The organism is Blautia acetica (genome assembly GCF_038739805.1).
In the GTDB taxonomy this organism is placed as follows: Bacteria; Bacillota; Clostridia; order Lachnospirales; family Lachnospiraceae; genus Blautia.
Genome location: NZ_JBBEWO010000021.1, coordinates 1 through 12,908 on the forward strand (window position 1 = coordinate 1; position 12,908 = coordinate 12,908).

Consider the following 12,908-nt stretch of genomic DNA (forward strand, 5'->3'; position numbering starts at 1 on the left):
GTAATACAAGGGCGGCAAAGGTGGATTGGCAATTTAAAACTGCTGATGCACGAATCAAATTGAATTCGCTATATCCCAAATTTACTGCCACTTCCGTGTAAGTGGCAGTAATGCTAAATGTATACGTGCCAACGCACTAGTGAACATACGGCAAAGGTAATTGAGCAGAAAGCAAGAAAAGTGTTGGGAATGTTAAAGCATGGTGTGAAGTTCCTGCCTACACAACCGGATGTGCTATCAATATTGGAGAAATTAAAGCGGGAAAAATAGTTTCTGCTGGCTCTATTTTGGCTCTAATAATTTGACGCGAGAAGAATACTAGTACAGCGAATACTAAGTAACCACCATATTGACTTGCCTAATTGTCCATCTACATCGTTGTCGTCAATCAGCGTAGCCACCGCTACGCCTCATTCCTCCGCCTTGCATATGGAACAATTATTCTACGTCAATATAGCAGAAACTTAGTATTCGCTGTACTAGATAAAATTCAGAGAATAAGAATAGAAAACAACACAAATGTGTACCGGAAATTAACCGGATTATCCTATCCGCACCCGAGTTCGTATGATGAGGCGATAGATAAGCTGACGGATAAAAAGAATGAAATTGAGATTGCTGCAAAAGAGGCTGATAAGTGGCGTGAGGTGGCTAGTGTTGCCAAGGCGGAAATGGAATACGCGCAGTTTGAACTGGCAGAGGCAGAACGGCTTAAAAAGGAGTTGCTGGGAGTTGTGGATGGCGATTCGTACCGAAAGGAGCAGGTAATAGAATTGCGGTATCAGAATCATGTGTTGGAAGAGGAAAATAAGACGCTTAAGGATAAGCTGGAAAAGGCGTATGAGTTTATGAAACAGTTTGTGATTGGTGGGATGAATTTGTTGGAGAAGTTTAAGGAATGGATTGGCGAGAAGGTTAGAGATGTGGGGAGAGGAAGATAAGGTGGAGCCGTGGCTCCACCTTATTAATCTTCAAGGGATGTAATATATTTCATAAATTCCTTTTTAAAGTAAAATGCCCTGTTTTTATCAGATATTTCCCGGCCATAAATATTGGAATATATAGGATGATATGGCTTTGAATCCTTTGTACGAATTTGGATAAATTCACCGCTTGCGGTATGTAAAGTTGCTCTGCTGGATTCAGATAATTGTTGATTTAACTGGTCGCAGATGTTGTAATAGTCTGCTTCAAGTTGCTGGGCAAGAGCTTGATATTTAGGTAGAGATAGGTCTATCTGAATTGGAGCTAGGTACATCCAATCTGCTGGATTTCCGTCCTTGTTGATGGGCACATATAATAAACGCTGGAATTTCTTATATAATTTTGTTTCTTGAAATCTGCGCTTGGATAATAACTCGTCGATAATAGAGGCGGTTTGCGTGATAAACATTGTCTCTAAAGGTTTGCCGGTTCGGTCGCATTTGTTGGTTTTTAGTTCTCCGTCCTCAAAATCAAGGGTTGTATTAGAAAGGTTTAATCCAATGGTCAGTTCTAAAAGTTGCCCAGTTTTCCCTTTATTGATTTTCATCATAGCATCTTGGACTTGGTCGGGTGACAAATATTCTTTGAACGGAATATAAGCAAGTTTCTCTATTCTTGTTTGCGCTTCAATAAGTTTCATGATTCAGACACCTCCTTGAAAAATTCGCTAATCTCAACATTAAGTACATTAGCAATCTGATTTAAAACAGATATGGACAAGCTTTTATTGCATCCGGCAGCTTCGATTTTGGAAAGATAGCTGATGCTGATTTGAGCTTGCTCTGCGAGTTGTACCTGTGTTAATTTTCTTTGTTCTCTGTAATACTTTATATTCGCACCTATAACACGGTATAGGTCAGTATCGTTGTTGAAATGCATACAAACACCTCTTTCACTATTTGTGAATATTATCTCATGAGAGCGGTTTTATATAAATTCACTTATTGTGAAACGAAATAGAGGTAGATTTTATAGAAAAGTTGGTGTAAACTTATTTCTATCATCAGAAAAAGAGGTGCAAGTAATGAAGGCAATTCAAGAGGAAAAATTTGAATATGAGAAATTTATGGTTGAATTAGCTCATAAGGCTCAGGAGACGCAAAAGGATTTTGATAAGTTATCAGAAGCAAATAAGGCAAGAGTAATAAATGAATTGGAAAAGGTACTTGCTGCACGTGGATTGGCTGGTGTTATGGAACATATTAATAGAATGAAATAAGAAGAGGAGGAATGTCTTATTAGTTTACAACCAAATAATTTTAAGATAGAACCAACGACGGTCTGGTCGTTTCCGGACAGAGGCAGTTGGGCAACGCATTCAGGAAAGTATCGAGGGAATTGGTCACCATATGTGCCAAGAAATTTGATACTTCGCTATTCTAATCCTGGTGAGTGGGTCTTAGATCAGTTTATGGGTAGTGGAACAACCTTAGTTGAGGCAAAACTACTTAATCGCAATGCGGTAGGTGTTGACATCAATCCGCAATCTGTTTCAATCTCTGAAACAAATTTACAATTCCAATGTGAAACAAATTCAAAAATTTTTACACGAAATGGTAATGCTACTGAGTTACATTTTATCAAAGATAGTCATATCGATTTTATCTGTACGCATCCGCCTTATGCCAATATCATCAAGTATAGTAAAGGAATAGAAGGGGATATTTCTTTGCTGGGTGTAGATGAGTTTTTGGCTGAAATGTGTAAGGTGGCTGAAGAATCTTATCGCGTACTGAAAAAGGGTAAAATGTGTGCTGTGATGATAGGGGATGTAAGAAAATATGGGAAGATTATTCCGTTAGGATTTCGTATGATGGAATGTTTTTTACGGGCAGGATTTACGAATAAAGAGATTATTATTAAGGAGCAACATAATTGCCGCTCTACAGATTATTGGGAGAAACAGAACAATAGTTTTCTCCTACTGGCACATGAGTACATATTTGTGTTTCAAAAGTAAATTAATTCACAAAGAGTGAAAGTTCTGGTTGTTATTTTGTATGTTTGCAAGTATAATAGATATGTAGAAGATTGTCCTTTTGCGGACATAGAGAAGAGGAATCAGAATGAGTAATTCGAGAGTCGCTCCATTTGTGAAATGGGCTGGCGGAAAGCGTCAGTTGCTTCCACAGATAAAGGAGAGAATGCCTGAAAAATATAATAATTATTTTGAGCCGTTTGTAGGTGGTGGCGCGGTGATATTCGAATTGCTACCTGCAAATGCTCTGATAAACGATATCAACAAAGCATTGATAAATGCCTATAAGCAGATATGTAATGCACCGGAGGCATTTCTAAAGGCTGTAAAGAAGCTGGATGAGGAAATGTGTGAAGATGGAAAAGAGTATTACTATTCTCTTAGGGAGCATTACAATGATAAGCTAATGAAAGCGGAGTTTGATGTTGAGTTGGCTGCATTGTTTGTATTTATCAATAAGCACTGTTTTAATGGCTTGTATCGTGTAAATGGCAAGGGACTTTTCAATGTTCCGTACAACAATAGTCGTAGAGCTTCCGTGGATGAAAATGCCATCATGGAGATTTCAAAATATCTTCAGGGGGTAAATATTATTGATGGAGATTTTGAAGTTGCCTGTAAGGATGCCAAGAAGGGCGATTTTGTATTTATAGACAGTCCGTATGCACCGTTGAACCCAACTTCGTTTGAATCATATACGAAAGAGGGATTTGATATAGAAAGTCATAAACGACTTGCGAAGTTATTTGATGAATTAACAGCCAGAGGTTGCTACTGTATGCTCACAAACCATAATACAGACTTGATAAATGAACTGTATGGTAACAAAGGCTACAGAATAGATGTTGTAAGTGTTAAGCGTATGATTAATTCGGATGCATCCAACAGAGTTGGTGAAGAAGTAATTATATGCAATTATTAAAGGGGTCGGGATAATGGAAAACTTGTTTACAAAAAAAGTGCTATTATACTTCGAGACAGAAGAATCACAATTGATATTAGGTGATTCCTTTAAAATTCTAACAAAAATGGAACCGGAATCTGTGGATATGATATTTGCGGACCCACCATACTTTTTAAGTAATGATGGCATCACCTGTCAGGGCGGGAAAATGGTTTCAGTAAATAAAGGCTCATGGGATAAGCTTTCAGAAAGTGGAACCAGTGTCGAAGAGAAACACAAGTTTAACAGAAAGTGGATTAAGTTATGTAAGAAAGTACTAAAGCCGAACGGCACGATTTGGATATCGGGAACATTACACAATATATATTCGATTGGTATGGCATTGGAGCAGGAAGGCTTCAAGATAATCAACAACATAACATGGCAGAAAACAAATCCACCACCAAACTTAGCATGTCGATGCTTCACACATTCTACGGAAACCATTTTATGGGCAAAGAAGAATGAAAAGAAGTCTCGGCATTTTTTTAATTATCAAAAAATGAAAGAAATGAATGATGGTAAGCAGATGAAGGATGTGTGGACTGGTACGTTAACCAAACCTTCAGAGAAAACAGAGGGAAAGCACCCTACACAAAAGCCGGAATATCTGCTTGAAAAAATTGTATTGTCATCTACGGAGGAAGGACAAGTGATACTGGATCCTTTTTGTGGTTCCGGAACTACCGGAGTAGAGGCTGTGCGATTTGGGCGGAAGTTTATTGGAATAGATATAAGTGAAGAATACTTGGAAATATCAAGGAAAAGATTGGAGAAGGCAGCAAATGATAAATAGAGATTTTGATGAATGGTTGAGCAAGTTTAGACCGAGTATATCAAGTTATGATTACTATATCGACTTTGAAAAAGTTGTAAGAAATGTAGAAGAAATCAAGGTGGAATTGAATATTTTGAACTCCTTGATAGGTTCAAAAAACATAGAGGAAGACTTTGAGAGAATAGCGACAAAGTATCCGGAAACATTGCGATGTGTTCCGTCACTTCTTGCGGTAAGAGGTTATGAAATATATGCGCAGGATGAAGATGGTGCATTCTTGTATAATTTCAAGAAGATGAATTATAGCGTGGAGCAGTACAAAGTATTCATGCGTAAGACCGGATTGTTTGATATGATTGCTAATCATCTGGTAAATAATCTTGTTGATTACGCTCTCGGTATTGAAACTGGATTGGATTCTAATGGTCGCAAGAATCGTGGTGGTCATCAGATGGAAGAGTGCAAGAGGTAATCTGAGAGAGACATTCGAAGTCATGGATACGATTTATAGTATTGATGATATGGAGAATAGGGTAATGGAAAAGGTATTTGTATAAAGAATATTTGACGACAAGTGTATGGAAGGAGAGACGATTATGTTTGGAAACAATAAAAATGATAAAAAACCCATTATTCAAGCGAGTGGCTATAATGGAAGTGAACCCATATGTATATGCCCGAATTGCAGAAAGGAAAATCCACTTAGTGAATTTGGATGCAGAAATATGGGAGATGGAAATGTAAGAAATCAATCATGGTGTAAAAGTTGTAGGTGATATTGTATGAGAGAAGAGATGGTTATTCAAAAGAAAGAATTTGATTGCTTTGATGTATATTTCATGGCAGCGGGGCATTCGTTTGTGTATGCTGATTTTAAGGATACAGATTCTTTTATAGAGGGAATAGTAGAGTATATTTTTCAGGAGGAAAACCTTCTTAATTATGCTAAACGGAATAATAAAATCAGCTTTAGCGGAACACAAAAACAATATGCCAAATTATATAATAACATCACCACTTTACAACTTTTCATAAAAAATACACTTTTGAAAGGTAAATTAATTTTATAGCCTGCCAATCTAACAGATTTGCCTGTTTACACTTTTATTTCAAATTTCCAAAAGTTATCCACATTGAATAATAAACAAAAGCCTGGAAACCCTTGTAAATAAAGGGAATCCGGGCTTTTGTTTTGCCTAAGTGTACCAGAAGTGTACCACATTCCAAAATTATAGGCCTTTTTGTGCATTTTGCCGTAAACGCAAAATAGCGAGTACCTTGATATTTTTGAATGATTATTCCGGATGGTTTTCCATCAGCTGTCCGGTGATATGAAAATCACTTTTTAGATCCGCTTTTGTGCATACCGAATTATAATTTCCTCTGGGACATTGGTAAAGACTACTGCGCACCGCAGATGCGGCAAGGTCTTGACCAATATGCTATTATAAAATAACGAAAAATACTGAAAGGATTATTGTGATATATCGGTTGCGATATAGATGCAAAGGTGAGGAACAGATGAATTGCGAAGATATGGTTAAGATACCTGAATTAAAAGGCGTATTGAACTTGAAAGCCGGGGCAGAGGGGATGCTTCATCCGATAAGATGGATATATTTTGCTGACTGCCTTCAGTGCGTTAAGAATGAGTATCGTGTTGAGGATTATATACATGGCAGTGAATTCGTGGTGCTTACTAACAGGAGCCTCACAGATGACAGCACAAGACTAAGAGAATTAATCAGCAAAATGCAGGAATATGACATAGCTGCACTGGGAATCAATGAAGGGCAGATATCGGACGAACTTACAGACTATTGTAATGAACACAGTCTTCCATTGTTTGAGCTGACAGAGAAATTCCCGCTTGTGGATTTGAGCCAGATAATGTGCCAGCGGCTTGTCCTTGAGCAGAATAATAAGAATTCAGCCGAGCAGTTATTTACATCTATTCTGGATGCTGAGCATCTTAACAGAGAAAATGTATTTGCACAGGCAAGATTTTTAAATGTTGATTTGTCAGGAGAATTCCGTGTTATAGAATTTGCTTACTATAAAGATAAGAATAATTATGATGAAGGCGGATATGAGACTGGCAGACCCGATGGGGGAATGCATCGTGATGATTCACTTACAGTCGGTCAGTCAATAAGCAGGATTATCAGCACAGAATTTTCATATCATCTGTCTAAGAATATTCTTGTACGGTTACAGACTGGTACAGTTCTTGCATTAGTTCCATCTGGCAGGATAAGCGATGAACAGTTAAGAGAAATTCTTGGCAATATAGTAGATATTGCGGGCCGTGAGTATCACACTAACCTCTATGTAGGAGTTGGTAACAGCACAGGCTATCTTGAGGATGTGAAGCTCAGCCGTAATGAAGCATCTGCTGCAATTAAAGTCGCGAATATTTCTAAAGCGGATGAACACATATATTTTTACAAAGACCAGGGCTTGTATACATTAATATCAAAGATTGCAGATGATAAATTCTTAGATGAATTCGTTGAGAAAAATATAGGAAAGCTTATTCACGCAGATGAGGTCAATGATGGCAATCTGTGCGATACACTTGAAAATTATCTCAACCACAACTGCAATGTGAAATATACAGCAGAATCAATGTATATTCACCGCAACACCTTGAATTACCGCCTGAACAAGATTCAGGAAATCTTAGGCAGGGAATTTGATGATATAGAAAGCTGTCTGACTTTAAAACTTGCATTTATGATAAGAAATTACCGTAAAATGCGCCGTGAAATATAGATTTGTGCATGGCGCACGAAAGATTTAGTACACCGTGGACATTGCAATATAAAACTGGACTGTTATAATTTAGACACAATCAAATAAAGCAAAGACAAAGGCGTCGAATTAAGTATTTTGAAATACTTAAATCCGGCGCCTTTTTGTAATTTAAGGAGGACAAATTTATGACAACAAAGGATTTAGCAAATGCATTACCAGAGATTATAACTAAGCAGGTTCCAGGACCAAAGTCAAAAGCACTTCTTGACAGAAGAGATGCAGCAATTCCACAGGCATTATGTGGCAAGACATATCCAATATGTATTAAGCAGGGCGTAGGCGCAATGTTTGAGGATCTTGATGGCAACAAGATTCTTGACTGGGTCGGCGGCGTAGGTGTTCTTAACATAGGTTATTCTAATCCAGAGGTTATAGAGGCAGTTAAGGAACAGGCTGAGAAATATTTCCACACAATCTTCAATGTATATGTACATGATGGCTATGTAACACTTGCAGAGAGATTAAATAAGATTATTCCATGTAAAGGTGATGTTAAGAAAACATATTTCGCTAACTCAGGTGCTGAGTGTGATGAGAACGCAATCAAGATTGCAAAGGCTTACACTAAGAGAAATGGTGTTATCTGCTTCACAGGTGCATTCCACGGAAGAACTAATCTTACAATGGCACTTACAGCCAAGAAGATATATGCAGTAGGCATGGGACCATTTCCAGCAGGAATTTATCGTGCTCCTTATCCATACCTTTACAGAGCGCCTAAGGGATATACAGAAACTGAGGCAATTCAGTACTATATTGATGAGTTGAACAGAGTATTTGATGAGGGTGCTCCGGCAAGTGAGATTGCCTGCATGATTTTAGAGCCACTTCAGGGCGAGGGCGGATTTATTCCAGCACCAATTGAATGGGTTAAGGCAGTTCGTAAAATCTGTGATGACAATGGCATTCTTATGATAGCAGATGAGGTTCAGTGTGGTAACTGCAGAACTGGTAAGTATTATGCTTCTGAGTACTGGAAAGAAGCAGGTGCAGCTCCTGATATCATCACAACAGCAAAGTCTCTTGGCGGTGGTCTTCCAATATCAGCAATCACAGCAAGAGCAGAGGTTATGGATGCAGCTCCAGCCGGAACAATCGGTGGTACATTCTGTGGTAACCCACTTGCTTGTGCTTCTGCGTTAGCAATTATGGATGTAATGCAAAGAGATGATTATGCAGCTAAGGCAAGACATATCGGCGAGGTTGTCACAGCAAGATATAAGGAACTCCAGAAGAAGTATCCGGTTATTGGCGATATAAGAGGTCTTGGTGCCATGATTGGTATAGAGTTCGTAACAGATCCAGAGACTAAAGAGCCAGCAACTAAGCTTGTTGCCAGTATTGTTAAAACTGCTATGCAGAAAGGTCTTCTCCTTGAGAGCTGCGGTACAGCAAGCAACACAATCCGCTTCTTAGCTCCGCTTACAATGACAGATGAGCAGATGGAGAGAGGCCTTGAGATATTCGAGGAGGCTGTTAAAGAAGCACTTGAAGCTTAGATGAATATATAAAGACAAAGGTGTCAGGGCAGATGGATAACCGATATCCGTCTATCCTGACATTCTTTAAAATAACTATAATTGGAGGAGATGTCTATGGAACAGAAATCAAAGTTTGATAAGGTAATGGGTGCGTGGGACATACTCGTTATCGCATTTGGCGCAATGATTGGCTGGGGCTGGGTCATTAACTCAGGAGACTGGATTACAACAGCCGGTTTTATGGGTTCGATTATTGCGATGCTTATAGGTGGAGTAATGGTGTTCTTCGTAGGTCTTACATATGCAGAGCTTACATCTGCAATGCCTCAGTGTGGCGGTGAGCATGTGTTCAGCTACAGGGCAATGGGACCTACAGGCTCATTTATATGTACATGGATGATTATATTAGGATATGTTGCTACATCAGCATTTGAAGCAACAGCACTTCCTACAGTAATCACATATCTGTTTCCTGATTTTAATCAGGTTTACCTGTATTCAATAGCAGGCAAAGACATATATCTCACAACTATTATATTAGGTGTTGGTGTTGCCATTCTTATCACAATTATCAATATCAAAGGTGCTAAGACAGCAGCCATGCTGCAGACAATACTTACAGCAATTATTGCAATTGCAGGAATACTTCTTGTAGTTGGTTCTGCTGTTAATGGTGACGGCTCTAATATAACAGGACAGATGTGGGAGTCTTCAACTGGAAGCACACTTGGAAGCGTGTTTAAGGTTGCCTGCATGACACCATTCTTATTCATAGGATTTGATGTTATACCACAGGCAGCAGAAGAGATTACTGTACCTTATAAAAAAATTGGCAAAATCATGCTGTTATCCATATTCCTTGCTGTTGCATGGTATCTTCTCATAATATTTGCAGTCTGCTACATTATGCCACAGAGTGCAATTGTACAGGAAATGTCATCACAGAATGGGCTTGTATCAGTTCAGGCCATTGAGATAGCTTTCCATTCTCCGTTAATGGGTAAGGTGCTTATCATTGGCGGTTTATGCGGAATTATAACATCATGGAATTCGTTCCTTATGGGTGGAAGCAGGGCTTTATATTCAATGGGTGAATCTCTGATGATACCTAAGGTATTTGGTAAACTTGGAAAGAATAAGACACCAGAAGCAGCCATTATCCTTTGCGGTATTGCATGCTGTATAGCTCCATTCTTCGGAAGAGGTGTTCTTGTATGGCTTGTTGATGCAGCTTCATTTGGATGTGTTATTGCATATATGTTTGTCTCAATATCATTCTGTATATTGAGAAAGAGAAAACCGGATATGGAGCGTCCATACAAGGTAAAGGCTGGTAAATTTGTAGGTGTTATGGCGGTTGCCATGGCTGGATTTATGACACTCTTATACATTATTCCGGCATCATTTTCAGCAGCACTTATATGGCAGGAATGGGTAGTTGTAGGAACATGGCTTGTGTTAGGAGTGTTCTTCTACTTCTATTCTAAGAGAAAATATGGCGCAGAATTTGGACGTGACATCTTCATAGTTGATGAAGATAAGAGCGATGTGACAGAGAATGAAGCTTCTCATATAGCTGCGATTAATAAGAAATACGAAGGAAAGCATTTTGTTGTCACAGTTGGTTGTGAGTACGGAAGTGGTGGACCGGAGATTGCCAAGATGGTTGCAGATTATTTTGGAATAGAGTATTATAACAGGGACCTTGTAGATAAGGTCGTAGAGCAGATTGGCGTTGACAAGGGACTTGTTGAGGAAGCTGATACAAAGATTGGTGTCAGATATGGATTTGATACATCTTATGGTGTACGTTATGCCAACCTTTCAAACCGTGTAATTGATGCACAGTTCCAGACAATTCATGATTTTGCCGAGAAGTCATCATGTGTTATTGTCGGCCGAAGCAGTGACTACATTCTCAGAGACAGAAATGATGTATTAAATGTATTCCTATATGCACCAGAAGAAGATGAGATAGCTGCAGTTATGAAAGAGAAAGGTATTAATGAACGTAAGGCAAGAGAAGAATGGGAGTCTGTTGAAAAGGCACAGCACGCAAGGCACGAATATATTACAGGCAAGAAGCGTGGCGACAGGCATACAAGGGATATCCTTCTTAACAGCAGCCTTCTTGGATGGAGACAGACAGCAGATTTCATTATAGACCTTGTAGAGCGCAAATATGCTATTAGTGATGATGAAGTCAGGAAGGAGGCTTAATATACGATGAAAGGCTTTTTTATTAAAACAGAAGTTGAGGAATTTGATACATTTGAACAGTTCGTGAAAGAGGCCGGGTTAGGATCGGATGATTTAGTGTTTTGTGGTGAGCATACATATAATGATTATGTGAAGCCATTAGGAGTTGAGGTGCAGACACTGTTCAGGGACAGATACAGCAAGGGTGAACCTGTTGACAGTGAAGTTGATGCTATTCTTGATGTGTGCAGGAATAAGAAATTTGGAAGAATTATTGCTATAGGTGGCGGAACTGTTATTGATATTGCGAAATTAATTGCTGTGGCTAAACCTGAATATAATGTGGATGATCTGTATGATAATGCGGCAGAGCTTAAAAAGCATCATCAGCTTGTGGCAATACCTACAACATGTGGTACTGGCAGTGAAGTAACGAATATTTCCGTTGTTAACCGTGTAAGTAAAGGTGTCAAGATGGGACTGGCCATTGATGCAATGCTTCCAGATAAAGCAGTTATGATAACGAATATGCTTGATTCATTGCCATATAAGATATTTGCGACATCATCAATTGATGCAATGGTACACAGTGTTGAATCATTTTTAAGTCCTAACGGATGCAGTATATCAAGAATATTTTCAACAGAGGCATTAAAGACTATTATTTCATGCTGGAAAAAGGCTGTAGATAATGGCGGAGGTGAAGCATGGAAAGAGTTTGCGGCGGATTTCCTTAAAGCCTCTAACTGGGCGGGACTTGGTTTCGGTTATGCAGGCTGTGCAGCAGTCCATGCATGTGCATACCCATTAGGCTCCGTATACCATATTCCACATGGACAGTCAAACCAGTTAATGTTTGCACCTGTAATGAAGAAATACAAAGAACTCCAGCCAGTAGGCAGAATTAATGATCTTGAAGCAATAATAGCCGAAACCCTCGGCTGTAATGCAGATGAGGCTCTTGAGGTATTATATGAACTTATGGACGAAGTCTTAAAGAGTGAACCCCTTAAAAACTTCGGTGTCAAAGAAAGTGACCTTCCGGGATTCGCCAGCGGCGTAATCAAAACCCAGCAGCGTCTTCTGAAGAATAACTATATTCCTCTCACAGAGGAACAGGTACTTGATATATATAAGGCAGTATTTTAAGGTTTTGTTAAGGTTCTTCCAATTCATTCTAAATCTAAAACCGGATATGTCAGTGAAAAAAATATTTATCAATGTGAGGAATGTAAAGATTGCCCTTACAAGAAAGAATGTATCAAAGGGAACAACTGTAAAATACCAATAGAAGAACGAAACAAAGTCTTCTCAGAATCAACAGAAGCATCCAGGAAGAGGAAGCTTTTGGTGAGATGAAACAGGATATGCAGTTTCGCAGATATTTGAGTCGTGGCACATCGAATGTTCTTTCCAAAAGTGTTTTGCTTGAAATGGCAAAAAATGTAAACAAACTTCATAACAAGATACAAAAAGGGAAAACAGGAACACATTTATTTCCTTTGAAGAGTGCATAAATTTAGAAAATCCAAAATTTTTTAAAACTCCGCTTTTGGACTGTATTAATAAAGTATGGATTTTTTACGAAAAAGCTGCCATTTCAGTAGAAACAGAGCAACTATATAGAAAAAATCAAGAAAAAGGAAGTTTCCGCTTCACGATTTACTAATCGTTAAAGAGACAGCACCAGCTGTGAATGTGGTGCGGCTGGCAGGCTTTCGGTGCGTC

General features: G+C 38.8%; 14 protein-coding genes and 2 pseudogenes. 14 read left to right on the forward strand and 2 right to left on the reverse strand.

The window, feature by feature from the left end; genetic code table 11:
• The first annotated feature begins 521 nt into the window (after positions 1-521).
• Positions 522-941 carry a hypothetical protein gene (locus WBS51_RS12540; protein WP_173748026.1) on the forward strand — a complete coding sequence of 140 codons (420 nt, stop codon included), beginning with the start codon at positions 522-524 and terminating at the stop codon, positions 939-941.
• 23 nt (positions 942-964) lie between these two features.
• Here the strand turns inward: WBS51_RS12540 and WBS51_RS12545 are convergent, their stop codons facing one another.
• Together WBS51_RS12545 and WBS51_RS12550 are read right to left on the reverse strand one after the other, a co-directional pair.
• Positions 965-1,624, reverse strand: coding sequence for a MutH/Sau3AI family endonuclease (locus WBS51_RS12545; protein WP_173748028.1), 660 nt, complete (start codon positions 1,622-1,624; stop codon positions 965-967).
• Positions 1,621-1,863 carry a helix-turn-helix domain-containing protein gene (locus WBS51_RS12550; protein WP_173748030.1) on the reverse strand — a complete coding sequence of 81 codons (243 nt, stop codon included), beginning with the start codon at positions 1,861-1,863 and terminating at the stop codon, positions 1,621-1,623. Before WBS51_RS12550 ends, WBS51_RS12545 begins: the two co-directional genes overlap by 4 nt.
• Before the next feature lie 145 nt (positions 1,864-2,008).
• Between WBS51_RS12550 and WBS51_RS12555 the strand changes: the two genes are divergently transcribed.
• The 13 genes and pseudogenes from WBS51_RS12555 to WBS51_RS12610 all read left to right on the forward strand — a co-directional run.
• Positions 2,009-2,203, forward strand: a complete 195-nt coding sequence (locus tag WBS51_RS12555) for a hypothetical protein (RefSeq protein ID WP_173748032.1) — start codon at positions 2,009-2,011, stop codon at positions 2,201-2,203.
• Positions 2,204-2,248: 45 nt separating this feature from the next.
• Entirely contained in the window at positions 2,249-2,944 is a 696-nt protein-coding gene (locus WBS51_RS12560; RefSeq protein ID WP_330489624.1) for a TRM11 family SAM-dependent methyltransferase, read from the forward strand.
• 106 nt (positions 2,945-3,050) lie between these two features.
• Entirely contained in the window at positions 3,051-3,884 is an 834-nt protein-coding gene (locus WBS51_RS12565) for a DNA adenine methylase (RefSeq protein WP_173748034.1), read from the forward strand.
• A gap of 13 nt (positions 3,885-3,897) precedes the next feature.
• The gene (locus WBS51_RS12570; protein ID WP_173748036.1) at positions 3,898-4,701 is read left to right on the forward strand and encodes a DNA-methyltransferase; all 804 of its coding nucleotides are present in this window, start codon (positions 3,898-3,900) and stop codon (positions 4,699-4,701) included.
• Positions 4,691-5,143: pseudogene (locus WBS51_RS12575) on the forward strand (DpnII family type II restriction endonuclease); the annotation flags it as partial. The gene WBS51_RS12570 and the pseudogene WBS51_RS12575, both read left to right, overlap by 11 nt.
• Before the next feature lie 34 nt (positions 5,144-5,177).
• The gene (locus WBS51_RS15265) at positions 5,178-5,240 is read left to right on the forward strand and encodes a hypothetical protein (RefSeq protein ID WP_244092024.1); all 63 of its coding nucleotides are present in this window, start codon (positions 5,178-5,180) and stop codon (positions 5,238-5,240) included.
• 39 nt (positions 5,241-5,279) lie between these two features.
• The gene (locus tag WBS51_RS12580) at positions 5,280-5,459 is read left to right on the forward strand and encodes a hypothetical protein (RefSeq protein ID WP_173748038.1); all 180 of its coding nucleotides are present in this window, start codon (positions 5,280-5,282) and stop codon (positions 5,457-5,459) included.
• 6 nt (positions 5,460-5,465) lie between these two features.
• Positions 5,466-5,753 carry a hypothetical protein gene (locus WBS51_RS12585; RefSeq protein WP_173748040.1) on the forward strand — a complete coding sequence of 96 codons (288 nt, stop codon included), beginning with the start codon at positions 5,466-5,468 and terminating at the stop codon, positions 5,751-5,753.
• Between the two features lie 451 nt (positions 5,754-6,204).
• On the forward strand, positions 6,205-7,458 hold the full coding sequence (locus WBS51_RS12590) for a PucR family transcriptional regulator (protein ID WP_173748043.1): 1,254 nt from the start codon (positions 6,205-6,207) through the stop codon (positions 7,456-7,458).
• Between the two features lie 167 nt (positions 7,459-7,625).
• Positions 7,626-8,999: an aspartate aminotransferase family protein gene (locus tag WBS51_RS12595; protein ID WP_173748045.1), complete on the forward strand. Its 1,374-nt coding sequence runs from the start codon at positions 7,626-7,628 to the stop codon at positions 8,997-8,999.
• A 96-nt stretch (positions 9,000-9,095) separates the two neighbouring features.
• Complete coding sequence (locus WBS51_RS12600; RefSeq protein ID WP_180211089.1) at positions 9,096-11,201, forward strand: amino acid permease; 2,106 nt, start codon at positions 9,096-9,098, stop codon at positions 11,199-11,201.
• A 6-nt stretch (positions 11,202-11,207) separates the two neighbouring features.
• Positions 11,208-12,329, forward strand: coding sequence for an iron-containing alcohol dehydrogenase (locus WBS51_RS12605; RefSeq protein ID WP_173748047.1), 1,122 nt, complete (start codon positions 11,208-11,210; stop codon positions 12,327-12,329).
• A 27-nt stretch (positions 12,330-12,356) separates the two neighbouring features.
• Positions 12,357-12,697: pseudogene (locus tag WBS51_RS12610) on the forward strand (transposase); the annotation flags it as partial.
• Positions 12,698-12,908 lie beyond the last annotated feature (211 nt).